The 24,482-nt window shown below is 73.6% G+C and carries 21 protein-coding genes and 1 pseudogene; 12 read left to right on the forward strand and 10 right to left on the reverse strand.

The window, feature by feature from the left end; translation table 11 throughout:
- Positions 1-4: 4 nt before the first annotated feature.
- Positions 5-868, reverse strand: coding sequence for an aminoglycoside phosphotransferase family protein (locus tag FHX81_RS06680; RefSeq protein ID WP_211363399.1), 864 nt, complete (start codon positions 866-868; stop codon positions 5-7).
- Positions 865-1,188, reverse strand: coding sequence for an STAS domain-containing protein (locus tag FHX81_RS06685; RefSeq protein ID WP_141976082.1), 324 nt, complete (start codon positions 1,186-1,188; stop codon positions 865-867). The genes FHX81_RS06680 and FHX81_RS06685 overlap by 4 nt, the downstream gene beginning before the upstream one ends.
- 167 nt (positions 1,189-1,355) lie before the next feature.
- Between FHX81_RS06685 and FHX81_RS06690 the strand changes: the two genes are divergently transcribed.
- Together FHX81_RS06690 and FHX81_RS06695 are read left to right on the forward strand one after the other, a co-directional pair.
- Positions 1,356-1,742, forward strand: a complete 387-nt coding sequence (locus FHX81_RS06690) for an ATP-binding protein (RefSeq protein WP_141976084.1) — start codon at positions 1,356-1,358, stop codon at positions 1,740-1,742.
- Positions 1,743-1,911: 169 nt separating this feature from the next.
- A complete protein-coding gene (locus tag FHX81_RS06695) occupies positions 1,912-2,148 on the forward strand; it encodes a hypothetical protein (RefSeq protein ID WP_141976086.1) in 237 nt (78 codons plus the stop codon).
- A gap of 52 nt (positions 2,149-2,200) precedes the next feature.
- Here FHX81_RS06695 and FHX81_RS06700 read toward each other — a convergent pair whose 3' ends face one another.
- Positions 2,201-2,401 (reverse strand): antitoxin, encoded by a 201-nt coding sequence (locus FHX81_RS06700; protein WP_141976088.1) that lies wholly within the window; start codon positions 2,399-2,401, stop codon positions 2,201-2,203.
- A 543-nt stretch (positions 2,402-2,944) separates the two neighbouring features.
- Here FHX81_RS06700 and FHX81_RS06705 point away from each other — a divergent pair.
- Both FHX81_RS06705 and FHX81_RS06710 read left to right on the forward strand, forming a co-directional pair.
- Entirely contained in the window at positions 2,945-4,144 is a 1,200-nt protein-coding gene (locus FHX81_RS06705; RefSeq protein ID WP_170231959.1) for an asparagine synthase-related protein, read from the forward strand.
- Positions 4,145-4,384: 240 nt separating this feature from the next.
- Entirely contained in the window at positions 4,385-5,071 is a 687-nt protein-coding gene (locus tag FHX81_RS06710; RefSeq protein WP_141976092.1) for a hypothetical protein, read from the forward strand.
- Positions 5,072-5,241: 170 nt separating this feature from the next.
- Here FHX81_RS06710 and FHX81_RS06715 read toward each other — a convergent pair whose 3' ends face one another.
- A complete protein-coding gene (locus FHX81_RS06715; protein ID WP_141976094.1) occupies positions 5,242-5,457 on the reverse strand; it encodes a hypothetical protein in 216 nt (71 codons plus the stop codon).
- 348 nt (positions 5,458-5,805) lie between these two features.
- Here FHX81_RS06715 and FHX81_RS06720 point away from each other — a divergent pair.
- Positions 5,806-6,632, forward strand: a pseudogene (locus tag FHX81_RS06720) (peptidoglycan-binding domain-containing protein).
- 32 nt (positions 6,633-6,664) lie between these two features.
- A complete protein-coding gene (locus FHX81_RS06725; protein WP_141976096.1) occupies positions 6,665-7,636 on the forward strand; it encodes a pirin family protein in 972 nt (323 codons plus the stop codon).
- 48 nt (positions 7,637-7,684) lie between these two features.
- Here FHX81_RS06725 and FHX81_RS06730 read toward each other — a convergent pair whose 3' ends face one another.
- Positions 7,685-8,584, reverse strand: coding sequence for an aminoglycoside phosphotransferase family protein (locus FHX81_RS06730; RefSeq protein ID WP_141976098.1), 900 nt, complete (start codon positions 8,582-8,584; stop codon positions 7,685-7,687).
- Positions 8,581-8,913, reverse strand: coding sequence for a YnfA family protein (locus tag FHX81_RS06735; protein ID WP_141976100.1), 333 nt, complete (start codon positions 8,911-8,913; stop codon positions 8,581-8,583). The genes FHX81_RS06730 and FHX81_RS06735 overlap by 4 nt, the downstream gene beginning before the upstream one ends.
- Before the next feature lie 86 nt (positions 8,914-8,999).
- On the opposite strand from FHX81_RS06735, the gene FHX81_RS06740 reads away from it, so the two are divergent.
- From FHX81_RS06740 to FHX81_RS06755, 4 genes are all read left to right on the forward strand, one after another.
- Entirely contained in the window at positions 9,000-9,809 is an 810-nt protein-coding gene (locus FHX81_RS06740) for a class I SAM-dependent methyltransferase (protein WP_141976102.1), read from the forward strand.
- Positions 9,810-9,860: 51 nt separating this feature from the next.
- A complete protein-coding gene (locus FHX81_RS06745) occupies positions 9,861-10,481 on the forward strand; it encodes a TetR/AcrR family transcriptional regulator (RefSeq protein ID WP_141976104.1) in 621 nt (206 codons plus the stop codon).
- 478 nt (positions 10,482-10,959) lie between these two features.
- Complete coding sequence (locus FHX81_RS06750; protein WP_141976106.1) at positions 10,960-11,367, forward strand: hypothetical protein; 408 nt, start codon at positions 10,960-10,962, stop codon at positions 11,365-11,367.
- Between the two features lie 388 nt (positions 11,368-11,755).
- Positions 11,756-14,035: an ATP-binding protein gene (locus FHX81_RS06755; RefSeq protein ID WP_141976108.1), complete on the forward strand. Its 2,280-nt coding sequence runs from the start codon at positions 11,756-11,758 to the stop codon at positions 14,033-14,035.
- Positions 14,036-14,043: 8 nt separating this feature from the next.
- Here the strand turns inward: FHX81_RS06755 and FHX81_RS06760 are convergent, their stop codons facing one another.
- From FHX81_RS06760 to FHX81_RS06770, 3 genes are all read right to left on the reverse strand, one after another.
- A complete protein-coding gene (locus FHX81_RS06760; RefSeq protein WP_211363400.1) occupies positions 14,044-15,549 on the reverse strand; it encodes an extracellular solute-binding protein in 1,506 nt (501 codons plus the stop codon).
- Between the two features lie 147 nt (positions 15,550-15,696).
- Positions 15,697-16,767 carry an acetate/propionate family kinase gene (locus FHX81_RS06765; protein ID WP_141976112.1) on the reverse strand — a complete coding sequence of 357 codons (1,071 nt, stop codon included), beginning with the start codon at positions 16,765-16,767 and terminating at the stop codon, positions 15,697-15,699.
- 1 nt (position 16,768) lies between these two features.
- Positions 16,769-19,102, reverse strand: coding sequence for a phosphoketolase family protein (locus FHX81_RS06770; protein WP_141976114.1), 2,334 nt, complete (start codon positions 19,100-19,102; stop codon positions 16,769-16,771).
- 440 nt (positions 19,103-19,542) lie between these two features.
- Here FHX81_RS06770 and FHX81_RS06780 point away from each other — a divergent pair, with 440 nt between their 5' ends.
- The gene (locus tag FHX81_RS06780; protein ID WP_211363401.1) at positions 19,543-21,894 is read left to right on the forward strand and encodes an HAD-IC family P-type ATPase; all 2,352 of its coding nucleotides are present in this window, start codon (positions 19,543-19,545) and stop codon (positions 21,892-21,894) included.
- Positions 21,895-21,914: 20 nt separating this feature from the next.
- On the opposite strand, the gene FHX81_RS06785 is transcribed toward FHX81_RS06780, so the two are convergent.
- A complete protein-coding gene (locus tag FHX81_RS06785) occupies positions 21,915-22,421 on the reverse strand; it encodes a DinB family protein (protein ID WP_141976116.1) in 507 nt (168 codons plus the stop codon).
- A gap of 37 nt (positions 22,422-22,458) precedes the next feature.
- Here FHX81_RS06785 and FHX81_RS06790 point away from each other — a divergent pair, with 37 nt between their 5' ends.
- On the forward strand, positions 22,459-23,589 hold the full coding sequence (locus FHX81_RS06790; protein WP_141976118.1) for an alkaline phosphatase family protein: 1,131 nt from the start codon (positions 22,459-22,461) through the stop codon (positions 23,587-23,589).
- Positions 23,590-24,482: the final 893 nt, after the last annotated feature.

The following is a 24,482-nucleotide window of genomic DNA, read 5'->3' on the forward strand; positions in this document are numbered from 1 at the left end:
GGCTTCAGGTGAGGGCGGTGATCAGGCGGTGGCAGCGGAGGGGGTCTTCGGTCAGGCCGTTGCGCAGGCCCCAGAGGTAGTAGTCGGTGGCGCGGAAGACGACCCAGTCCCGGGCGTGGTCCGGGGGGATGCCGGCGGCGGTGGCCAGGATGGTCAGGTGTTCGGTGATGGAGGTTCGGTCCGGCATGTCGTCCAGCCTGGTCCAGAGGGCTCGGGCCAGGTCGTAGGCGGGGTCGCCGCGCAGCAGGACGGGGTCGACGGTCAGCCACGGTTCGCGGGTGGCGGGCAGGAGTTGGGCTGAGTGCAGGTCGCCGTTGACGGCCAGGGTCGAGTCGGTGGTGACCAGGGGCCGGGCGGCCTCCTCCCCCGCGCGGAGGAGGGCCGGGTCGAACGGGCGGGCTTGCCGGTGCCAGTCCTGGCGCAGGCCCTCGGCGCGGGATCTGGCCAGGTCGGCGGTGGAGGGGCAGGTCTCCGGGGCGGGGACGGCCAGGCGGCGGACCATCGCGCCCAGGACCGCCATGGCCTCTTCGGAGGGCAGGTCGACGGCGCTGCGGTGCAGGTCGAGGCGTTCGAGCAGCATGGCGCCGGCGGTCGGGTCGGCGTCGACCAGGTGGACGGTCCCCCGCCCGGCCCAGAACCGCAGGGCCGCGATGTGGGCGGTCACGTCCTCGCTGGGGGCGTTCAGGCGCAGCACGAGGGGGGTGCCGGCGCGGGTCACCGGGATGACCAGGGCGTGCGAGCCGTGCTCGGCCGGGCCGTCCGGGCGCAGGTCCCAGGTGGCCAGGCGGTCCCCGAGGGCGGCCGGGAGGGCGGACAGCCAGGCAGGGTCACGTGGCAGGGGTGGGTTCCGGAACGACTCCGGGATCACGTCGTGGCGGATTCGACCGAGTCGTGGATGTGCATGACCTCGGTCAGCTCGGTCAGGCGGAACAGCTTGTGCACCGAGGGCTGCATCGAGGCCATCCGGAACTGGCCGCCTTCGCCGTCCAGTCTGCGGTGCCAGTCGAGCATCAGGGACAGGCCCGTGGTGTCCATGAACGGCACGCCGCTCAGGTCCACCACGACGTGGGCGGCCGCGCTCTCCTCGAGGCGGTCGGACAGCACGGGAACCGTGTCCGCGTCCAGTTCCCCCGACACCGCGACGACCGTCCAGTCGCCCCGCACCTCACTGCGCACCTGCAACTCCATGAGGCCCGAGCCTAGCCACCTGGGCATCCTCGTGCCGACACCCCGTCAGGCGCGCTGGTCACCCGGGCGCCGTCCGACGCCGCCGGAGCACCGGTCGGCGCGACCGGCCGGTGGCGCGCGTGGAGGATGTGCGACGATGCGGTGACGGCCGATCAACGGGAGCGGATGTGCGCAATGAGCCAGCGGCGCCGGTGGCCGTGACGCTGCCCGCCTCGGCGGGCTCATCGGCGCGGGCCCGGCAGGTGGTGGGTGACGCGGCGGAGGCCTGGGGTTTGTCGGCCGACACCGCCGACGACGCCGCTCTGGTGGTGACCGAACTGGTGTCGAACGCGGTCGACCACGCGACCGGACCGGTGGGGCTGACCGTCACGCGGACGGAGTCCGGCCTGCGGATCGAGGTGGCCGACCAGTCGTCCGCGCCGCCCCAGCCCAGACCCGTGCAGGTCGACTCGGCCCGGGGGCGCGGGTTGATCCTGGTGGCGGCGCTGAGCCGGGCGTGGGGTTCCGAGCCGACCGCCGACGGCAAGGTCGTGTGGGCCGAGCTCGACGGCTGAGACGCCCCGACCGGGCAGGGGCCGGCCGGGGCACGTCCCACTGTCGGGTGACGGCCGGTCCGGTAGCAATCCGGGACGTGGTCCGTAGGGGTACGGCACTTATTCGCCGCGCCGCGTTCGGCACGGCGAAAACGGGTATCCCCGGTGCGTCGACCACTGAGGAGGTCAGGTGTCCACCACGACCGAAACCGGTCAGGTGACCGGAACCCAGGACAAGGACTACAACATCATCTGGTTCGTCGAGGCGTGCCTGTCCAACGCCCTGCGGCTGGAGAGCTACATCGCCGACGCCGAACGGGCGGGTGACGGCGAGCTGGCGGACTTCTTCCGCCGCGCCCAGGGCGAGAGCCGCAAGGGCGCCGAGCAGGGCAAGGCGCTGCTGGCCTCGCGACTCACGAAGGCGTAGTCCGACGGCCGAGGGCCGCCCTCCGACGCGAGGGCGGCCCTCGGCCGTCTGCTCACTGCTGCTCGCGGAACCGGTCCAGGCCTTCCTTGGCCTTGTCGGTCCCTGTCTGGATGTGCTCGGAGTGCTGACCACCGGTCCGTTCGTCGACGAACTGGCCGGCCTTGTCGATGCCCTGGTCCGCCTTGTCGCCGTGCTGGCCGAGGGCGTCCTTGGCCTTGTCCTTCAGCTCGTCGAACTTGTCGCCAATGCCCATCTGCGCTCGAACCTCCTCCGGGTGTCCCTCGTGGACACTCCGGGGAACGGGTTACCCGGCGCGCGGTGGTGTTGATGCGCCCGCGGGGACAACTCACCCGGTCGAGTCAGGTCGATCGTCCACGAGGTCGCGCAGGGCGCGGACCCGGCTCGCGAGGAGCACGACCGGCACCACGCGCACGACCACGCACGACAACCAGAGGCGGTGTGGTCGCCGACGAACGTCGCCACGCCGCCGATGGCGAGCGAACCGACCGGGAACGCGCTCGATGACACGAAGCGGACGGTCGCGAGGACCCCCGGCAGCAGGTCCGGCGGGGTGACGGTCCGGCGGTGCGTCCGCCGACGGCCGGGAGCAGCCGCCCACCGACACCCTCCGGAGGAGAACCGCCCTGTGTGGACTGGGTGGCGTCGCCGCACTGGGTGGGTCCCTGCCGCGCACGACGAGGCCGTTGCCGGAACGCATGCCGGCCACGGTGGAGCACCGCGGCCCCGACGACGTGAACCCGCGCCTGGAGGACGCGGTGTCGTTCGCGTTCACCCGGTGGACAGCGCCAACCAGCCGCTGGTCGGGCCGGACGAGCAAGTCGTGCTGATCGCCAACGGCGAGGTCTGCAACCACAGGGAGCTCGAGCGGACGTTGCCGGGTTCCCGGCCGCGCACCAGGTCCGACTGCGAGGTCCTGATCGGACTGCACGAGCGGCACGGGCTGGACTTCGTCGACGGCGTGCGCGGCATCTCCGCGCTGGCGCTGCACGACAAGCACCGCAACACGGCGACGTCGGGCACGCGCGGGAAGTCGCGGAGTTCCTGGGCTCTCTTACACGGTCACCGCGCTGCCACCGGACGCGGTGCCATCGCCCGCGGACCGGAAGAACCTGCTGTGGCTGACAAAGACGCCGCTGACGAGTCCGGAGCAGTACTGGAAGTACAGCCTGTACCGGGTGGTGAAGGCGTTGCGGCCGGGGATGAAGCGACGCTGCTCGGCTCGGGCGCGGACGGGTTCAACGGCGGCCGCTCCGACCTGCTGTCGACGGGCGGCGGGTGGCGGCGGTCCGAGGCGAACGTCGACCGGCCGGCCGTGGCGCGGGTCGTGCGGCCGGAGTTCGCGCCGCGGTTGGCGCAGAAGGCGACGCTGCTGCCGACGCTGCCCTCGCTGGCCGACGACCCGCGCGGCGTCGACTCCCGCGCGGACTTCCCGAGGTGGGAGTGGCGGGACGTGCAGCAGTACAACTGCCGGCACGAGGACCGCAACGCGGCGGGCAGCGGGGTCGAGGCGCGGGTGCCGTTCCCGGACCGGCGACTGGTCGACCTGTCCACCAGCGTGCCGCTGTCCCTGCGGGAGCGGTTGTCGTGGGACAAGTGGATGGCGCGTGAGGCGGTGCGGGGCGTGCTGAGCCGGGACGGGATGGCGCTGGTCGAGGAGGCGCCGGCCGGGCCGACGATGGCCGGGTACGTCGACGGCGGCGCGCTGCGCCGCACGGTGGCCGCGTTGCGGGCGGGCCGGTCGCCGCTGCACCCCCAGATCCCGTTGCGGGTGGTGAACCCGGGGCTGCTGGACGTGCCGGCGCGCGGGAGCCGTTCCGGCCGGAGCGGGTGGCGGTGCCGGCGAAGTCCGCGGAGGCCGACCGGGACGCGGTGGACGCGGCGCCGGCCGGGGTCGAGGTGCGGCCGACGTCGGTGGTCGCGTTCGGACCCGGTGCGCGGTTCGCCCGGGACGAGGTCGACGGCACGTGGTCGCTGATCACGGACTTGGCGGTGACGCACACCGCGGACGAGGCGCTCGCGCCCGGCTGGGTGCGGTTCCTGCGGACGAGGTCGCCGACTACCACCGGTTCATGACGATCCAGGAGCACTTCACCCACGCCGACTCGTTCGCCGAGGACTGCCCGGTGCAGTCGGCGGTCGGTGCCGTGGGCAGCGCGGTCGTCTCGGCGCGGGAGGCGTTCCTGCGGACCGTGGACGGCCTGCCGGCGGGCCGGCGGTGCTTCAGCCGCAACCCGACGTGGCGGGCCGCGCGATGCGGGACGCGAAACCCGTCGAGCTGGACTACGAGCGGTTCTGGGAGGTGCAGACCATGGCGTACCTGCCCGCGCTGGGCGCGCCGGACCGTGGCCGACACCCGGGCGTGATGGCGGAGGTCATCCGCATGCCTGACGTGCTGGGCTCGGTGTGGCGGCGGCGGTTGGACGTGCGGGTGCGGCGGGTGGCCGGGAAGCTCGCGCTCAAGAGCCCGACGGGCACGGTGGCCGTGCCGTCCGGGTCGACGTCGCCGTTCGCGGCCGCGCTGATGGAGCACCCGGCGCAGGTGCTGTGGCACAGCGGCGACTCCCGCGACCTGGACGCCGCGTTCTGGGTGACGTTGCCGGCGTCGTGGTTCGCCGCGCACTCGACGTGCGTCCTCGGCCCGGTGCTCGACAGCGGGCACGACGTGGTGGTGGACGGCTGGTACCACAAGTCCTGGTCGAAGCTGCTCGGCCAGGGCTTCCGGCGCGAGGACCCGGGGACGGTGTTCGCGGGCGCGCGCGAACCGGACCACGTCGTCCTGCTGGACGCCGACGTGGCCACCGTGTTCGACCGCCGCGCCGACTTCCGGCCCACCGGGCCCGGCCTGCACGCCGGGCTGGACCGGGCCGGTTTCGTGAACCACCAGGGTCGCGGGTTGGGCTGATCGAGGAGATGGCGCGCGAGCGGAGGTGGACGACCGTCCCGGTCACCGCGGACGAGACCGTGCCGGACACGGCCGACGCCACGCGACGCGCTGTCCGGGCGGCGCTGCACCGGCACGGGTGACCGCGGCGCGGCCGACGGCCGGTCGTGCCGCCGGCCGCCGCGGCGGTGTCAGTGACCGCCGCCCGAGTAGGCGCCGGCCGGTTCCGGGTCGGGCAGCCCGAGCATCAGCAGCAGCTCGCGGCAGTCCTCCGCGTCGACCGAGTTGTCCGCGACGGTGCGGGCGGCCAGGTGGCGCTGGACGGTCTCCGCCCGGTCGGCCGCGGCGCGCGCGTCGGCGAAACCGACCGCCGCGCCCTGGGAACGACCAGGTCTGGTCTGCGTCATGACGACCCCGCCTCCCCTGCCGGCAGGGCCGCACCACGCGTGTCGCGAGCGTGGGTGATCGGACCGGCGTGCCTGCGGGCGTCAGGGGTAGATGATGTGAACGGATGATCCGGCGACAAGCCGGTGCTCCCGTCCCCGGCCCCTGGGATGCGGCCGGACTGGGTCGGGTACCGCGCCGGCCTCGTGCCGACAGCTCGTGCCCCAACCAGGCGGACTCTACTCCACGACCGCGCACGGGGCGAAGCGCGGCACCGCCCGTCAATCTCCAACCAACTGCGAACCACTATTGCCAAGAACCTCCGAGCCGCGCTTGACCGGCTCCCTGGTCGTCGACCGGAGGGGGACGTCGTGAAGGTCGGAGTGGCCGTGGTCGGAGTGCTGATCGGGTTGGTCCGCCTGGCGACGCCCGCGGCCGCGGCGCCGCGGGCCGCAGCGCTGCCGGTGGTCGACATGGAGGCCGTGCTCAAGGCCGCGCAGGTCGACCCGCGCCGGGCCGACTCGGCGCTCACGCCGGGCAGCGGCGACAGCGTGCGGCTGGTGGAGCAGGCGCTCGTCGCGAGGGGGCACCTGGCCCCGACCTACGTCGACGGGCACTTCGGCACCCGCACGATCGACGCCTACGCGGCCTACCAGCGCTCGCTCGGCTACACCGGGCTCGACGCGTCCGGCCCGCCCGGCCCGACGTCGTTGCGGCTGCTGGGCGAGCCGACCTACGCGGTCACGCGCGTGGTGTCGGCGGGCAGTCGGGTGACCTACCGCAGCGCGCTGATGAACACCCGCACGAAGGCCATGCCGGTCGAGGCGGAACGGCTGCTGGGCCGGTCGTTGGGCATCACGCAGGGCTCTACGACCCGGGTGGCGTGCCCGGTTCGGCGGGCACCCACGACGGCGGCGGCGCGTTGGACATCTCGGTGTCGGGCATGACCGCGACGACCCGCACCACCGTGGCCAGGGTGCTGCGGCAGGTCGGGTTCGCGGCCTGGGTCCGCACGCCCGCGCAGGGCTTCGACCACCACATCCACGCCATCGCGCTGGGCGACCCGGACCTGTCCACCGGCGCGCGCGACCAGGCGGGCGACTACTACCTGGGCTTCAACGGGCTGGCCGCCCGCGGCCCCGACTACGGGCCGGTCGTGACGCCCAAGCGGACCTGGGAGGAGTACCAGCGGCTCTAGGATGGGGTGATGACCGTCCGAGCGGGGTGGCGATGAGCAACGTGGAGACCCACCCGTCCGAGCTGATCTGCCAGAGCGCGTCCGGCGTCGCGGGGGTCGAGGTGCTCGACCCCCGCGACGTGCCGCTGGGCGGGCCGAGGGCGATGACGGTGCGGCGCACGTTGCCGCAGCGGTCGCGGTCGATGATCGGCGCGTGGTGCTTCGCCGACCACTACGGTCCCGACGACGTCTCGGTCAGCGGGGGCATGGACGTCGCGCCGCACCCGCACACCGGCCTGCAGACCGCGAGCTGGCTGTTCAGCGGCGAGATCGAGCACCGCGACAGCCTCGGCGTGCACGCGGTGGTGCGGCCGGGCGAGCTGAACCTGATGACGGCCGGGCACGGCATCTGCCACTCCGAGGTGTCGACGCCGGAGACGACCGTGCTGCACGGCGTGCAGCTGTGGATCGCGCTGCCCGACGCCCACCGCGACGCGCCGCGCGACTTCCAGCACTACGCGCCCGAGCCGGTGGCGCTGGACGGCGCGTCCGCACGGGTGTTCCTGGGCACGGTCGCGGGCCGGACGTCGCCGGTGCGCACGTTCACGCCGTTGCTGGGCGCGGAGGTCGTGCTGGAGCCGGGCGCACGGCTGGCGCTGGAGGTGGACGCGGCGTTCGAGCACGGTGTGCTGGTCGACGTCGGCGCGGTGGAGCTGGGCGGCACGGCGTTGGCGCGCGGCGCCTTGGGCTACGTCGGCGTGGGCGCGACGGCACTGCACCTGGCCAACGTCACCGGGGAACCGGCCCGCGTGGTCCTGCTGGGCGGCGAACCGCTGGGCGAGGACCTGGTGATGTGGTGGAACTTCGTCGGCCGCACCCACGAGGAGATCGCCCACTACCGCGACCAGTGGCAGGCCGGGTCGGACCGCTTCGGCCACGTCGAGGGCTACCCGGGCGCCCGCCTCCCGGCGCCTCCCCTGCCGATGGGGCGCCTCCGCCCCCGCGGCAACCCGCCCCCGGCCTGACCCCCCGACCGCCGACCCGACGCGCCCGGTGGTCCTCGCGGGAGCCGATCAGGTCCGGCGGTCGAGCAGGGCGTGGGCGATCGCGACCTGCTCGGGGTTCAGCGCGGTCTCGCCGTCCTCGACGTCCCACAACGCGTTCTGCAGCACGCGGCCCAGCGTCCAGGCCGTGGCACGGCGCCGGTCCAGGGCCAGGGTGTCGGTCAGCAGGTCGAAGCGGCGCAGGACGGCGCGCGGCACGTCACCCGTGGCGATCACGGCGTCCCAGCGGCTGTCCAGGGCGGGCAGCAGGTCGAAGCCGGGGTCGCCGGCCAGCGGTTCCGGGTCGATCGCCAGCCACGGCTCCCGCTCGGCCGCCAGCACGTTGTCGTAGTGCAGGTCCCAGTGCAACAACCGGTCGCCGGCCTCGCCCACGACCTCGCCCACGGCGGACGCGCACGTGCGCAGCAGCGCCCGGTCCGCGGCCGAGCGCAACGCGGGCGCCGCGCCCGCCACCTGGTCGAGCATGGCGTTCGCGATGTCGGCCAGCCGCCGCACGCCCGGCGGTGCCGGCACGGCCACCAGGCGCGCGAGGAGGTCGGCCAGGACCCGCGTGGCGGCCCCGTCGTCGGCCACCGACGACAGCGGACGGCTCGCGTCCAGCCGTTCCAGCAGCATCGCACCCGGCTCGTGGTCGAGCAGCCGCACCACGCCGTCGCCGTCCCACGCGCGCAGCCCGATCGGCGCGGCGGCGTTGTCCTCGGTGACGGGGTGCAGCTTGAGCACGGCGGACGTGCCGTCGGCGCGCACGACCGGCAGCACGAGCGACGCCATGCCGTTGCCCGGCGGTCCGTCCACCCGCAGCCCCCACCGGTCGAGGACGTCGGCGGCGTGGCCCGGCAGCGCGGCGAGCCACGCCCGCCCCCGGTCGGTGCGGTGGTAGGACGCCGTCAGCGCCTCGGGCACGTTCACGGCCGTGGCCCGTACATGATCACGGCCATGCCGGCCAGGCAGATCGCCGCGCCCACGCAGTCCCACCGGTCGGGGCGGAACCCGTCCACCACCACGCCCCACGCGAGCGACCCGGCCACGAACACCCCGCCGTACGCGGCGAGGATGCGGCCGAAGTGCGCGTCGGGCTGCAACGTCGCCACGAACCCGTACAGGCCGAGCGCCGCCACGCCCGCGCCGATCCACAGCAACCCGCGGTGTTCGCGGACGCCCTGCCAGACCAGCCACGCCCCGCCGATCTCGGCGAGCGCGGCCAGCGCGAACAACAGCAGCGAGCGGACCACGGTCATGATCGCGACGATAGCCGCCTTGACAACACCGCGCAGCGAGTGAACAGTTGTTCATGAACACACGTTCACAACGAGGGGACGGCGCCATGCCGAAGATCGTCAACACCCACCAGGCCGAGGCGTGGAACGGGTACGAGGGCCGGCACTGGGCCGAGAACCAGGACCGCTACGACGCCGTGAACAGCGGTTTCAACGACATGCTGCTCGCCGCCGCCGACATCGCGCCGCACCACCGGGTGCTCGACATCGGCTGCGGCAACGGCCGGATCGCCCGGTTGGCCGCCCAACGCGCCGCGCGGGTCCTGGGCGTCGACCTGTCCGGCCCGATGCTGTCCCGCGCGAGGATGGCCGCGGTGGGCGTGCCCACCCTGACCTACGAGCAGGGCGACGCGCAGGTGTTCCCGTTCCCGCCGCACGCGTTCGACGTGGCGGTCAGCCGGTTCGGCGTCATGTTCTTCGCCGACCCGGTGGCGGCCTTCGCCAACATCCGCGGCGCGCTCGAGCCCGGCGGCCGGCTCGCGTTCCTGTCGATGCGGGACCTCGGCGACCTGGCCTGGGTGTTCGCCGCGATCGGCGGCACGCCGGTGTCGACGTCGACCGCCACCGGGCCGCTGTCGCTGTCCGACCCGGCCGTGGTCGACCGGGTGCTCACCGGCGCGGGGTTCACCGACGTCACCGCCGAGGCGGTGGAGGCGGAGCAGGTGTGGGGGCGTGACGTCGCCGACGCGACGGAGTTCCTGATGGGGTGGGGTCCGGTGCGGTTCGCCCTGCGCGAGGCCTCGCCGTCCACCGTGGACGGCATCCGGGACGCGGTGTCGGCGGCGCTCGTCCCGTTCGCGGACGGTGACGCGGTGCGGCTGCGCGGCACCGCCCGGCTCGTCACCGCGCGGGCGTGACGCCGGCCGGGCACGGCTTCCGCCTCCGCTCACCGCCTACGATGCAGCGCGATGGCACCACGACGAGCAGCAGCACTGCGTGACGGCGACGTGAGCCTGCGCGATCACCTGATCGCCGCAGCCACCCGGCTGATCGCCGAACGGGGCACCGCCGGCCTCACCGTCCGCGACATCGCCCGCGCGGCCGACGTGGCGGTCGGCGTGCTCTACAACCACTTCGCGGACAAGGAGGAACTGCTCGCGCTGGCCCTGCACCAGCACGTCCGCGACGTGGAAGAACGCCTCGGCCGCCCGCGGACCGACGGCACCCTGGCGGAGAACCTGCACGCCTTCGTCACGCACGCGCTGGCCGCGCACACGGCGTTCCTGCCCGCGTTCGCCGGCCTGATCGGCCACCCCGAGGTCTTCGCCCGCTTCGACGCCCTGCCCAACCCGATGGCCGACGGCCACGGCCTGCACCGCTCCCTGGCCGACTACCTGCGCACCGAGCGGTCCCGCGGCCACGTCGCCGCCGACACCGACCCGGACGCCGTGGCCACCCTCGTCGTGGGCGCGTGCCACGAACTGGTCCTCCCCCGCGTCTTCCGCGGCCTGACCGACCCGCCACCCATCCCCCCGGGCCACGTGGACGCCCTCGTGGCCACCGTGGTGCGCGGCATCGTGCCGCGCTGACGCCGGGGCGCTTCGCGGCCGATCGGGGTAAGGGGCGGCGACCGTTGCGACAGAGCGCGGTGACGTGACGCAGAACACTCTTTCCCGTAGTCCGGGATTCGGCTCGATTTCGCCGCAACGGCATGTTTGAACGCCTTTCACCACCCTGGCGGAGCACTTTCGGGCCACCCGCCCGGCCGGCGCGGTCCGACACATCCGGATAAAGCACGGCACTCGACGAGGAGGCTTCACGTTCCCGGGGGTCCGCCGCACCGCCCGGCCACCCTCTCGGCGCAATGCCGATTACGATCGGTACAGCGGTACGCATTTGTCCCCGATGGTTCGACCGTGGCGCCCTGAGACGATCGGAGCAATTTCCGGCCGCCTGATCGTCCGATACCGGCATTACCAAGGTGCGCGGCACCGGGGTTTCCTGCTTTATTTGTGACATCGCCGATCCCGGCGAAATCGAGCAGGATTCCACTACCAAGGAGACCTCGTGTTGAAGCGTCTTGCCTCGGGTGTCGCGCTGGCCGCCATGACCGGCGCGATGGTGTTCGGTGGCACCTCGGCCGCGCAGGCCACCACCGTCCCCGACGCGTCGTGCATCAACTCCGACCCGACCGGCCTGGTCAACGTGATCGTGTGCACGATCAACACCACCGTGCAGGTGCCGATCGACCTGCCCGACTCGCTGATCACCATCGGCGACGTCGCGAGCGGCAACACCATCAAGGTGCTGAACGGCGCCGAGCTGGACGCGGTCGAGGTCACCATCAAGGACGTCATCGACGACGTGAACGTCGAGGACAACCTCATCTTCAAGAGCGCCCTGGTGGACGCCCTGAACAACGCCGACATCATCGACGACATCGACGTCTCGAAGGTCCTGGTCGACCTGCTCTGAGATTTCCTCACGATTCCTGAACCGGCGATGACCTCGCCGTCACGCGCCTAGACCACCCACGAACGGCGCATCCGGCTCCGCGCGCCGCCCTCCACCACCGGGCGGCGCGCGGAGCCTTTCCCGTTCACCCGCCGCGATCACCGCTCCCGTCCGACCGCGTCGCACCCGTCGACGCGGTCGGACGCCCCCTTCCCCCCTTTGACGGACCCGCCGGCCTCACGTCCCCCCTTGAGCGCGGGCCGGCTGGTCCGTCGCGGTCAACGATGGCCGATCTTGGGGTGAGGACGCGAGCGGTGCGGGACGCTGGGACACGGCGGATGCCTTGAGCTGCGAAGACGTGGACCGGTGGGACGGCCTGTGGGACGCTGGGTGATCGAGGGGGCGGGGCATGGCGTTATCGGCGCACGTTGAGGTGTTCGCGCGCGCGCTCGGCGAGCTGAAGCGGCGCAGCGGGCGCAGCTTCCGGACGTTGGGCGAGCGCACCGGGCTGAGCAGTTCCGGGCTGCACCGCTACTGCCAGGGCCTCGCCGTGCCCGACCACTTCGAGGTGGTGGCCCGGATCGCCCGCGCGTGCGGCGCGACGAAGGCCGAGCTGGTCGAGCTGCACCGGCTGTGGGCGATGGCCACGGCGGACACCGCGGGCCACGACGAGCCGGTGGCGCAGCAGCTGCCCGCTCCCCCGGCCCGCTTCGCCGGGCGCGAACGGGAGCTGGAGCACGTCACCTCCGCGCTCGCGGCCCAGCCCGCGGCCGTGGTGATCTCCGCGATCAGCGGCGCGGGAGGCATCGGCAAGACGTGGCTGGCGCTGCACTGGGCGCACCGCAACCTGCACCTGTTCCCGGACGGCCAGCTCCACGTCGACCTGCGCGGCTTCGACCCGACCGGCTCGCCGGTGCCGCCGGAAGCGGCCGTGCGCGGGTTCCTGGAGGCCATGGGGGTCGCGCCGGCCACCATCCCCGCCGACCCGCAGGCGCAGGCGGGCCTGTACCGCAGCGTGCTCGCCGGTCGGCGGATGCTGGTGGTGCTGGACAACGCCCGCGACACGGCCCAGGTCGTGCCGCTGCTGCCGGGCAGCCCCACGTGCACGGTGCTGATCACGAGCCGCCGCCGGCTGACCCGCCTGGTCACCGCGCACGGCGCCCGCCACGTCGACCTGGACGTGCTGCCGGACGGCGAGGCGCGCAACCTGCTGGCCCGCCACCTCGGCGCGGACCGGCTGGCCGCCGACCCGGGCGCGGTGGGCGAGCTGATCGGGTTCTGCGCGGGCCTGCCGCTGGCGCTGGGCATCGTGGCGGCCCGCGCGACGAGCCACCCCGAGTTCTCGCTGGCGGCGCTGGCCGACGAGCTGCGCGACCACGCGGGCCGGCTGGACGCGCTCAACATCGACGACGCCGAGGCCAACCTGCGGGCCGTGTTCTCCTGGTCCTACCGGGCGTTGGCCGAGCGCACGGCGACCGCGTTCGGGCTGCTGGGCCTCGCGCCGGGGCCGGACATCGGGCTGCCCGCCGCGGCGGCGCTGATCGGCACGTCCACCGCCGAGGCCAGGGTGCGACTGCGCGACCTGGAGGCGGAGAGCCTGGTGCAGGAGCACACGCCGGGCCGGTACCGGATGCACGACCTGGTGCGGCTGTACGCGGCCGAGCAGGCCGCGCGGGACCTGGCCGAGCCGGTGCGCCACGACGCGTCGACCCGGCTGCTGGACTTCTACCTGCACACCGCCTACTCCGGTGACCGGGTCCTGGACCCGTACCGGCCGCCGATCGTGATCGGCCGCCCGGTGGCCGGCGTGACGCCGCACCCGCTGCCCGACGTGGACCGCGCGGTGGCGTGGTTCGAGGTCGAGCACGCGAACCTGGTGGAGGCGCAGCACCTGGCCGCGCGGCACGGCCGGCACACGGCGACGTGGCGGCTCGGCTGGGCCCTGCACACGTTCCACTACCGGCAGCGGCGCCGCCGGGACAACCTCGCCACGTGGCGGACCGCCGTCGCCGCGGTCGAGCACCTCGACGACCCGGGCGACCGGGCCCGCGCGCACCGGCGGCTCGGCGTGGCGCTGCTGGACGTGGGCGAGCACGACGACGGGTTGCGGCACCTGGACCGGGCGCTGGAGGGGTTCCACCGGGCCGGGGACGTCGCGGGCCAGGCGCGCACGCACGAGGCGTTCGCCGCCGCGTGGGACCAGCGGGGCGACAGCGCGCGGGCGCTGGAGCACGTTTACGAGGCGTTGGAGCTCTACCGGGGGCTGGCCGACCAGACCCGCGAGGCGAACATGCTCAACTCCGTCGGCTGGTACCACGCGGTCCTCGGTGACCTGAACCGTGCGGCGGAGTACTGCACGGCCGCGCTGGAGCTGCACCGGCGCATCGGTTACGCGGACGGCGAGGCGTACACGCTGAGCAGCGTCGGCCACATCGCCCACCGCACCGGCGACCACGCGCGGGCGGTGGAGCACTTCCGCGAGGCCATCGCCGTGCTGCGCAGGCTGGACGACCGCGGCGAGGAGGCGGACACGCTGGACCTGCTGGCGCAGGCGCACTCCGCGCTGGGGCAGCACGACCAGGCGCGGGAGGCCTGGTCGCAGGCGTTGGAGCTGTACCACGCGCAGCACCGCACCGCCGAGGCGCTGGAGGTCCGCTCACGGCTGGCCGCGATCGACACGGTCGCCTGAGCACGCGCTCACTGGTTGAGGATCTTCGCCAACCGCTGGAGCGTCTCCGGTTTCAGCCGCCCGCTGCGGTCGTTGATCGCTTCGGCGACGCCGTCGCGGAACACCTGGCTGAACTCCACGTAGTGCCGCGTCACGGGCCGCAGGCGGGCGGAGCTCAGGGCCGAGCGCAGTTCCTGCATGTCGCGCCGCTTGGCGTTGTCGTACGCGGACTGCCTGGTCGGGGCGAAGCCGCCGACCTCGGACAGGATCAGCTGGCTGGCGGCGCTGGTCAGGAAGTCGACCAGCGCCTGCGCGGCCCGCGGCTTGCCCGTGCCCGCCCGGATCGCCAGGTTCTGGCCGCCGAGCACGCCGGCGGTCGGCAGCGCGGCGACGCCGAACCCGACCCGGTCGCGCAGCCCGTCGCGGGCGACCGGCCAGTTGCGCATGTAGAGCGTGCGCCCGTCGGCGAACGTCCGGACCGCCACGTCGTCCGTGGTCGACCGCGCCTCGGCGGTCACCACGACGCGGTCGTCGTGGGCGGCGGCGGCGAGCTCGCGCAGGCCGATCTCGTCACCTGCGCCGAGCTGCACGCTGGTCTTGTCCTCGTTCTGGGCGACGTCCCCGTTCTCCCCGAACGCCTTGCCGCCCGCCGCCCACATGGCCTCCAGCGCCATGACGGTGAGGATCTCCTCGTTGGCGAGCGGCGCCGCGTTCGCCGCGTCGACCTGGGGCGTGCCGGCCGCCGCTGCCGCCGCGTCCGCGCCGAAGTACTGCTCCCACTTCGTCGGTGGCTTGACCGCGAGCGGCAGGTCGGTGCGGTAGTACAGCAGGCCGACGTCGGTGTTGAGCGGCAGGCACCACAGCTTCCCCTCGTGGACGCACGTGCCGAACACCTTGGGCACGAAGTCGTCCAGCCCCGCCAGGGTCGACCGGTCCAGCTCGCGGATGTAGCGCTCCTCCCGGAACTGCGCCATCCACACGAGGTCGAGGACGTACACGTCGGCCTCGTGCGCGCCGTCGGGTTTGGCGTCGTTGACCATCCGGACGTTCTGCTGGTCGGGTTCGCCGGACACGAACACGACCTCGACCTGGTTGGCCGGGTGCAACTGGTTCCACAGCTTGATGAGCATCAAGCGCGGGTCGTTCGCGCTCTCGTCGAACGCCGTCATGACCACCAGCTTGCCCTCTTCGAGGCCGGTGTCGGGCGGTGGTGACGGCCTCAGGGCGACTCCGGCGGCGACGATCAGGGCCATCGTCAGCGCGATCCCGAGCCACTTGGTCTTCTCGCCCAGCCAGCCGCGGACGTCCCGGATCGTCTTGTCCAGCGAGCGGTTCGCCGACCCCGGGTCGCGCCAGACCTTCACGATCCCGGCCAGCATCAGGTTGACGTAGACGCCCGAGAACAGCACCAGCACCGCGCTGAGCACACCGCGCGTCACCGAGCCGGCCGTCCAGGACTCGTCCACCTCGGTGACCAGGATGGTGGACACCATGGTCACGGCGACGCCGACGAGCAGCATGATCGCTATGAGCACCAAGCGAAATCGGGGACTCCAGTGTCCCCCCGGTTCCGACATCCCCACCCCCTAGCAGGACGCGATGAGTCACGTAACACCGGCCCGACAGGGCATGTCAATCCGCTCAACGGCGCGGAAGAACCCGCTGCTGCCGCACTATTGCGGTCAGGCGCGGAGAGCGGTACGCGTGCCGCGCGCGATCTCCAGGTCCTCGCGGGCCGTGACGACGAGGGTCCTGACCCCCGAGTCCGGGGCGGTGATGTCGGTGTCGCCGTCGGCGTGGTCGTTGCGGTCCGGGTCGACCGCGACACCGAGGAACGCCAACCGTTGCGCGGCACGGCGGCGCACGGTGGCCGACTTCTCGCCGACACCGCCGGTGAACGCGAGGACGTCCAGCCCGCCCAGCGCGGCGGCCATCGCGGCGACACCGCCGACCAGCCGGTGGGTGTAGACGTCCAGGGCCAGCACGGCGTCCGGGTCTCCCCCGGCCGCCGCCGCGTCGATTTCCCGCAGATCGCCCGTCCCGGCCAGCGCGGTGAGCCCGGACTCCTCCTCCAACGCGGTCGCGACCTCGTGCGGCGACAGCTCCTCGTGCTCCTCCAGCCACAGCACCAGACCCGGGTCGACGGTGCCCGACCTGGTCGCCATCACCAGCCCTTCCAACGGGGTGAAGCCCATGGTGGTGTCGACGCTGCGGCCGTCGCGGATCGCCGCCAGGGACGCCCCCGCGCCCAGGTGGCAGGTGACGAGCCGCGCGCCGGGCGACACGAGTTCGGCGACCCGCCGCGCGCAGTGGGCGTGGGACAGGCCGTGGAAGCCGTAACGGCGGATCGCGTACCGGTCGCGCCACCGCCGCGGCACGGCGTAGGTGGCCGCCGCCGCGGGGATGGTGGTGTGGAACGCGGTGTCGAAGCACGCGACGGCGGGCACGTCGGGCAGCAGCCGGTGCACCGCGTCCAGTCCCGCCAACGACTTCGGCTGGTGCAGCGGCGCGAGCGCGGTCAGGTCGACCAGCGCCTGGCGCACCAGGTCGTCCAGCACGACGGGGTCGGTGAACCGGGTGCCGCCGTGCACCACGCGGTGGCCCACGGCGTCCGGTGTCGGCCAGTCCGCCAGCACGTCGCCGAGCCGGTCGGGGTCGGGCTCGACGTCGGCGGTGCGCTCCACCTCGTCGTCCGCCGCCAGGAGCCGCAGCTTCAGGCTGGACGAGCCCGCGTTGACCACCAGGACCCGCACGTCAGCTCCACGTCCACCCGGCGATGGCCGGGTCGTCCTCGCCGTGCTCGCGGGTGTGCTGGAGCGCGGCGAGCCGGGCGTCGGCCATGCGCTGCCGCAACGACGCCGCCGCCCCGCCGAGCGACGGCACGCGGTCGATCACGTCCATCACCAGGTGGAACCGGTCCAGGTCGTTGAGCATCACCATGTCGAACGGCGTGGTCGTCGTGCCCTCCTCCTTGTAGCCGCGCACGTGCAGGTTGACGTGGTTGGTGCGACGGTAGGTGAGGCGGTGGATGAGCCACGGGTAGCCGTGGAACGCGAAGATCACCGGCTTGTCCGCGGTGAACAGCGCGTCGAAGTCGCGGTCGGGCAGGCCGTGCGGGTGCTCGGTGTCCGGTTGCAGGCGCATGAGGTCGACCACGTTGACCACGCGCACCTTCAGGTCGGGCAGGTGCTCGCGCAGCAGCTTCGCCGCGGCGAGCGTCTCCAGCGTCGGGATGTCGCCCGCGCACGCCAGCACCACGTCCGGCTCACCCTCGGTCGTGCCCGCCCAGTCCCAGATGCCCAGGCCGCGCGTGCAGTGGGCGATCGCGTCCGGCATGTCCAGGTAGGTCAGCGCGGGCTGCTTGCCCGCCACGATCACGTTCACGTAGTGCCTGCTGCGCAGGCAGTGGTCCGCGACCGACAGCAGCGTGTTGGTGTCGGGCGGCAGGTAGACGCGGACGATCTCGGCCTTCTTGTTCACCACGTGGTCCAGGAAGCCGGGGTCCTGGTGGCTGAACCCGTTGTGGTCCTGGCGCCACACGTGCGAGGACAGCAGGTAGTTCAACGACGCCAGCGGCGCGCGCCACGGGATCTTCCGCGTCGTCTTGAGCCACTTGGCGTGCTGGTTGAGCATCGAGTCGACGATGTGGATGAACGCCTCGTAGCTGGTGAACAGACCGTGCCTGCCGGTGAGCAGGTAACCCTCCAGCCAGCCCTGGCACAGGTGCTCCGACAGCACCTCCAGCACCCGGCCGTCCGGGGTCAGGTGGTCGTCGCCGGGTTCGGTGCCGGCGGCCCACTTGCGGCCCGTGACGTCGAACAGCGCCGAAAGCCGGTTGGACGCCACCTCGTCCGGGCCCATCACCAGGAAGTTGTCCGGGTTGCGGCGCACCACGTCCCGCAGGAACCCGCCGAGCACCTGGGTCGCCTCGCTGCTCTCGGCGGCGGGCCGCTCGACGGGCACGGCGTGGTCGCGGAAGTCGGGCATCCGCAGGTCGCGCAGCAGCCGCCCGCCGTTGGTGTGGGGGTTGGCGCTCATCCGCCGGTCGCCGGTCGGCGGCAGGGCGCGCAGCTCGGGCACGAGCCTCCCGGCGTCGTCGAACAGCTCCTCGGGCCGGTAGCCGCGCAGCCACTGCTCCAGTTGCGCGCGGTGGGCGGCGTCGGTGCGGGTGGCCGCCAGCGGGACCTGGTGGGCGCGGAACGTGCCTTCGACCTGACGACCGTCCACTTCGCGCGGCCCGGTCCAGCCCTTCGGGGTGCGCAGCACGATCATCGGCCACGGCGGGCGTCGCCTCGACTGCTTCATCTCCGCGATCTGGTCGAGCACGGTGTCCAATGTGGAGGCGAGCTGTTCGTGCACGGCCTTGGGCTCGTCACCGACGACGAAGTGCGGTGTGTGGCCGTAGCCGCGCAGCAACGCGGCCAGTTCGTCGTCCGGGATGCGCGCCAGCACGGTCGGGTTGGCGATCTTGTAGCCGTTGAGGTGCAGCACGGGCAGCACCACGCCGTCCCGGGCGGGGTCGAGGAACTTGTTCGAGTGCCAACTGGCGGCCAACGGCCCGGTCTCCGCCTCGCCGTCCCCGACCACGCACAACGCCAGCAGGTCCGGGTTGTCGAACACCGCGCCGTACGCGTGCAGGAGGGCGTAGCCGAGCTCGCCGCCCTCGTGGATCGAGCCGGGGGTCTCCGGTGCGACGTGGCTCGGGATGCCGCCGGGGAAGGAGAACTGGCGGAACAACGCGCGCAGGCCGTCCAGGTCCTCCCCGATGCCCGAGTACACCTCGCTGTAGGTGCCTTCGAGGTAGGCGTTCGCGACGAGCCCGGGGCCGCCGTGGCCGGGGCCGGTGACGTAGAGGGCGTTGAGGTCGCGCCGCCGGATGGCGCGGTTCATGTGCGCGTAGAGCAGGTTCAGGCCGGGGGTCGTGCCCCAGTGGCCGAGCAGGCGCGGCTTGACGTGCCCCGGGAGCAGGGGTTCGCGCAGCAGCGGGTTGTCGAGCAGGTAGATCTGCCCGACGGAGAGGTAGTTGGCCGCGCGCCAGTAGGCGTCCAGCAGGTCCAGGTCGTCCGCGGGGTGCTCGGTGGACGGCATGTCCCGACGCTAGCCGTGATCACCGGGGTCCGAAACTCGAGCGCTGTCGCCACACGGTCGGGTGAACGGCGCTGTCGCGGGATCGCCGGTGGTCGTGCTGTCCACCGCCGGGCGAAGCCCGGCTCGTGGCGGGAGCCGCTCGACTCCGGGGCAACCGACATCGTCACCGAACGCGGTGACGAAGGCGTGCCGCGGATCAAGGACCTCACCGACGGGCTCGGCGCGCACTCGGTGATCGAGGCGGTCCGCACGCAGGAGTCGATGGTGCGGGTTAGCCCACCTGCACGGCGGCCCGCGCCCGTGCGCCGCTTCCCGCCCGAGCCGGTCGACCCGATCCGCGACCGGCGGATCGACCCGGGCCGCGTCGTCGACCCACCCTGCCGCTGGACCGGGCGGGCGGGAACCGGCGCGGCGGGTGACGATGGGCGCGGGAGGTGCCTGTGTCCGAGGTCGCCGGCGTGCGGGTGGAGCGGGCGGCGGGGTTGACCGCGGCGGAGGTCGCGCGGCGCGTCGCCGAGGGGCGGACGAACGCCGTCCGGTCCCGCACGAGCCGCAGCACGGGCCAGATCGTCCGGGCGAACGTGATCACGCCGTTCAACGGGCTGCTGACCGCGTTGTTCCTGGTCATCCTGGCCACCGGGCGCTGGCAGAACGGCCTGTTCGGGCTGGTCGTGGTGGCCAACACGGCCATCGGCGTGGTGCAGGAGCTGCGGGCCAAGCGCACCCTGGACCGGCTCGCCGTGCTCAACGCGCCGCGCGCCCGGGTGACGCGCGACGGGGTGACGTCCGAGGTCGACGTGGGCGACGTGGTGGCCGACGACCTGGTCACCGTCCGCGCCGGTGACCAGGTCGTGGCCGACGGCCCGGTCACCGCGGCCGACGGCCTGGAGGTGGACGAGTCGCTGCTGACCGGCGAGTCCGAGCCCGTGCACAAGGCCGTCGGCGACGACGTGCGGTCGGGGTCGATCGTGGTCGCCGGGTCGGGCCGGTTCACGGCGACGGCGGTCGGCGCGGACGCCTACGCGACCCGGCTCACCGCCGAGGCACGCCGGTTCACCGCGGTGCGGTCGGAGCTGGTCGCGGGCACGAACAAGCTGCTGCGCTGGATCTCGCTGATGATGCTGGTGGTCGGCCCGCTGCTGCTGTGGAGCCAACTGCGCAGCCCCGACACCGACGACTGGCAGGAGGCGATGACCGGCGCGGTCGCGGCGCTGGTCGGCATGGTCCCCGAGGGGCTGGTCCTGCTCACCAGCCTGGCGTTCATGCTCGCCGCGGTGGCCCTGGCGCGCAGGCAGACCCTGGTGCAGGAGCTGCCGGCGGTGGAGGTGCTGGCCCGCGTCGACGTCGTGTGCCTCGACAAGACGGGCACGCTCACCCACGGCGACATCGTGTTCGACCGGCTCGTGGCCGACGAACCGCAGGACGACGTGCGCGCCGCGCTCGCCCTGCTGGCCACCGCGCCCGACGCGAACGCCACGTCCACCGCGCTGGCCGAGGAGTTCTCCTCCACCGCCTGGCGGCGCACGGGCGGCGTGCCGTTCTCGTCGGCCCGCAAGTGGTCCTCGGTGGACACCGACGGGCACGGCACGTGGGTGCTCGGCGCGCCGGAGATGGTGTTCCCCGAGGGTGGGCCGCTGTCCGACCGGGCCGCCGACCTGGCCGCGCAGGGCAAGCGCGTGCTGGTGCTCGCCTCGGCCCGCTCCCCCGGTGACGGCACCTCGCTGCCCGCCGGCCTCACCGGGCGCGCGCTGGTGGTGCTCGCCGAGCGGATCCGCGACGACGCCGCCGACACGCTGCGGTACTTCGCCGAGCAGGGCGTGGCGCTGCGGGTGATCTCCGGCGACAACCCGCGCACGGTCGGCGCGGTGGCCGTGGCGGTCGGCGTGCCCGGCATCTCGGCGGCGGGCGAGGCCGTGGACGCCCGCACGCTGCCCGACGACCCGGACGCGCTCGCCGACGTGCTGGAGGCGTCCGCCGTGTACGGGCGGGTCACGCCGCAGCAGAAGCGGGCGATGGTGGGCGCGTTGCAGCGGCGCGGGCACGTGGTGGCGATGACCGGTGACGGCGTCAACGACGCGATGGCGTTGAAGGACGCCGACATCGGCGTGGCGATGGGCAACGGCGCGGCCGCGACCCGGGCCGTGGCGCAGCTCGTGCTGCTGGACAGCCGGTTCGCGCACCTGCCGGACGTCGTCGCGGAGGGGCGGCGGGTGATCGCCAACATCGAGCGGGCGGCGAACCTGTTCCTGGTGAAGAACGCGTACTCGCTGGTGCTGGCGCTGGTCGTGCTGGTGAGCGGGATCGCCTACCCGCTGGCACCCATCCAGCTGACCATGATCTCGGCGCTGACCATCGGCATCCCGGGCTTCGTGCTGGCCCTCGGCCCGAACCGGCGGCGTTACGTGCCGGGGTTCCTGGGGCGCGTGCTGCGGCTGGCCGTGCCGACGGGCCTGGTGATCGGCCTGGCCGCGTTCGGCGGCGACCTGGTGATCCGCGCGCTCGACCCGGCGGGCGGGCGGGTGGCCGGCCAGACGGTGGCGACGGTCGTCGTGCTGGTGGCGTCGTTGTGGACGTTGTCGCTGCTCGCGCGACCGTTGACGGGCTGGAAGGCGGCTCTGCTGGCCGGTCTGGCGACGGCGGCGGCCGTGGTCCTGGCCGTGCCGCTGCTGGCCACCGACGTGTTCCTGCTGGCCGTGACACCGCACCGGCTGCTGGTGGGCCTGGCGGTGGGCGTGGTGGCGGCGGCACTGGTCGAACTCGTCGGCCGCTTCGTCCCGGTGCGCGGCGACTGATCGAACGCGGCGACCCGGCGTTACGCGCCCACCGTGCCGTCGATGCCCTCGCGCAGGAAGTCGGCGTGTCCGTTGTGCCGGGCGTATTCGTGGATCAGGTGGAGCATGACCAGGCGCAGCGACACGTCCTCGCCCCACCGCTCGTGGTGACCGGTGACGTCGAGCGACTCGGCCTCCCGCTCGATGCGCCGCGCGTGCTCGACCTCGGCCTGCCAGGCCTCGAACGCCTCGGACCCGGTCGCGGTGGAGGCGTCGTAGGCCACCTGGAAGTCGCCGTCGGGCGACCACACCAGCGGGACGTCCTCGTGGGCGATCACCCGGCGGAACCAGGTGCGCTCCACCTCGGCCATGTGCCTGACCAGGCCGAGCAGGGTCAGCGTGGACGGCGGCATGGAACGGCGGCGCAGTTCCTCGGTGGACAGGCCGTCGCACTTCAGCGCCAGGGTGGCGCGGTGGTGGTCCAGGAACGCGCGCAGCGTCTCGCGCTCGCCGCCGCGCAGCGGTGGGCCGACCCGTTCGGTGGTCATGTCCGCCATCCTGTCCGGCGGGCTAGGGTCGGGTGCCATGGACCCCCGCGTGCCCCGGTACGGGAGCGGATCGCTCGCCGATGTCGTGCCGTCGTTGCTGGCCGGGATGGGTGTGCCCGGGATGGTGGACGTGCTCGGCGTCTCCGGCCCGTCACGGGTGTGCGTGCTGCTGGTGGACGGCCTCGGGTGGGGGCTGTTGCGGGAGCACGCGGCGGACGCGCCGTTCCTGGCGTCGCTGGCCGGGTCGGCGATCACGGCCGGGTTCCCGTCGACGACGGCGACGAGCCTGGCCGCGCTGGGCACCGGGCTGCCGACCGGGGAGCACGGCCTGGTCGGGTACTCGTTCGCCGACGGCGGCGAGGTGGTGAACGCGTTGCGCTGGTCGCGGTACGGGTCGGCCGCGCACGTGGACCTGCGGGACGTGCTGGTGCCGGAGGAGGTGCAGCCGCGGCGGACGGCGTTCGAGGTGGCGGCCGACGCGGGGGTGGCGGTGCGGCTCGTGCTGCCGCGGGACCAGGAGGGCAGCGGGCTGACGCGCGCGGTGCTGCGGGGCGGGCGGTTCCAGGGCGTGCTCGGGTTCGGCGACCTCGTGACGCGGGTGGCGGAGGCGTTGCGGTCGGAGGACCGGGTGCTCTGCTACGCCTACCACGCCGACCTGGACGCGCTCGGGCACGTGCACGGGCCGGGCAGTGAGGCGTGGCGGTGGCAGTTGCGGTTCGTGGACCGGTTGGCGGCGGCGGTGGCGGAGGGGTTGCCGGCCGGCGCGGCGCTGGTCGTGACGGCGGACCACGGGATGGTGGCGGCGGACGACCGGGTCGACTTCGACACCGACGACGTGCTCCGCGACGGTGTGCGGGTGCTCGGCGGGGAGGCGCGGGTGCGGCACGTCTACACGGCCGCGGCGGAGGCGGTGCGGGCCCGGTGGGCGGAGCGGTTGGGCGACCGGGCGTGGATCGCGTCGCGTGCGGAGGCCGTGGCGGCGGGGTGGTTCGGGCCTCGGGTCGACGAGCGCGTGCTGCCGCGGATCGGGGACCTGGTGGTGGCGGCGAAGGGGTCGCTGGCGGTGGTGCGTTCGACGGTGGAGCCGGGACTGACTACCTTTGTCGGGCACCACGGGTCCCTGACGGAGGAGGAGCAGCACATCCCGGTCCTGAACACGATCGGGTGATCATGGTCCGGACATGTACGGAAACAGTGTTCTCGTACCTCGGTTGGATATGACCGAGCGCCGACCACCCCACTCCGCCACCACAGGGCCCGCCCGGACCCGGTCCGGCATAGCATCACGTCGGCCGCACGGGTGAGCACGGCCGGCACGTGCCGGTCCGCGTCGGCCCACGTCGGCCCCCGTCCGGGACCACCGACGACCGCGGCCGCGACGGGAGGCGACGAGTGGAGCACGGGCCGGCCGCGGTGGACACGTCCGTCGCCGGGGTCGTGGAAGCCCGTTGGGGCGTCCGCCCGGAACCCGCGATCGCGCGCTACGCCGAGCCGGGCTGGCAGCTCTCCCCCGTGCCGATCGACCGCCGGTGCCCGACGTGCGAGGGCGAGCTCCACGGCCTCTACCGCGCCCACCCGGACCGCGGCCGGCAGCAACTGCAAGCCGCCGTGGCCTGCCCCACGTGCCCGGCGACGTTCACGCTGCGGGAGCTGAAGCTCGCGCAACGCTCCGTCCTGGGCGAGCTGCGCCCCGACGCGGTGTCCCGCCGGCTCGCGGAAGACGCCCAACTCGACGCCCTGGCCCGCACCTCCCGCGCCACCCACCGCCCCACCACCGCCCCTCCGCGCCCGCCGACGCCGCCGCGGACCACCCCGGCCACCGACCGGGACGCCGGGCTCGGGTTGGAGCTGCCGCTGGAACCGGGCTCGCCGGGGTCGGTGACGCGGGAGCCCCGGCGGCCGGGGACGGCGGCGGATGCGGCTGCGGAGCGGCGAGGGTCGGCGGGGCGAAGCAGCGCGGGATCGCGGTCGCGGGGGGAGGGTGGCGGCACCGGCGGGGGTTCGGCGCCACGGGATTCGGCAAGTGGGACCGGCCGTGGTTCGGGACGGTCGCCGCAAGTG

It is taken from the genome of Saccharothrix saharensis, from assembly GCF_006716745.1.
Taxonomy (GTDB): domain Bacteria; phylum Actinomycetota; class Actinomycetes; order Mycobacteriales; family Pseudonocardiaceae; genus Actinosynnema; species Actinosynnema saharense.

Excerpts from the sequence above, each read along its gene's own strand:
- FHX81_RS06755 (WP_141976108.1), top strand. The coding sequence starts at position 11,756 with ATGGCGTTATCGGCGCACGTTGAGGTGTTCGCGCGCGCGCTCGGCGAG.
- FHX81_RS06725 (WP_141976096.1), top strand. The coding sequence starts at position 6,665 with ATGAGCAACGTGGAGACCCACCCGTCCGAGCTGATCTGCCAGAGCGCG.
- FHX81_RS06790 (WP_141976118.1), top strand. The coding sequence starts at position 22,459 with ATGGACCCCCGCGTGCCCCGGTACGGGAGCGGATCGCTCGCCGATGTC.
- FHX81_RS06785 (WP_141976116.1), bottom strand. The coding sequence starts at position 22,421 with ATGACCACCGAACGGGTCGGCCCACCGCTGCGCGGCGGCGAGCGCGAG.
- FHX81_RS06700 (WP_141976088.1), bottom strand. The coding sequence starts at position 2,401 with ATGGGCATTGGCGACAAGTTCGACGAGCTGAAGGACAAGGCCAAGGAC.
- FHX81_RS06770 (WP_141976114.1), bottom strand. The coding sequence starts at position 19,102 with ATGCCGTCCACCGAGCACCCCGCGGACGACCTGGACCTGCTGGACGCC.
- FHX81_RS06715 (WP_141976094.1), bottom strand. The coding sequence starts at position 5,457 with ATGACGCAGACCAGACCTGGTCGTTCCCAGGGCGCGGCGGTCGGTTTC.
- FHX81_RS06685 (WP_141976082.1), bottom strand. The coding sequence starts at position 1,188 with ATGGAGTTGCAGGTGCGCAGTGAGGTGCGGGGCGACTGGACGGTCGTC.
- FHX81_RS06735 (WP_141976100.1), bottom strand. The coding sequence starts at position 8,913 with ATGACCGTGGTCCGCTCGCTGCTGTTGTTCGCGCTGGCCGCGCTCGCC.
- FHX81_RS06740 (WP_141976102.1), top strand. The coding sequence starts at position 9,000 with ATGCCGAAGATCGTCAACACCCACCAGGCCGAGGCGTGGAACGGGTAC.
- FHX81_RS06745 (WP_141976104.1), top strand. The coding sequence starts at position 9,861 with ATGGCACCACGACGAGCAGCAGCACTGCGTGACGGCGACGTGAGCCTG.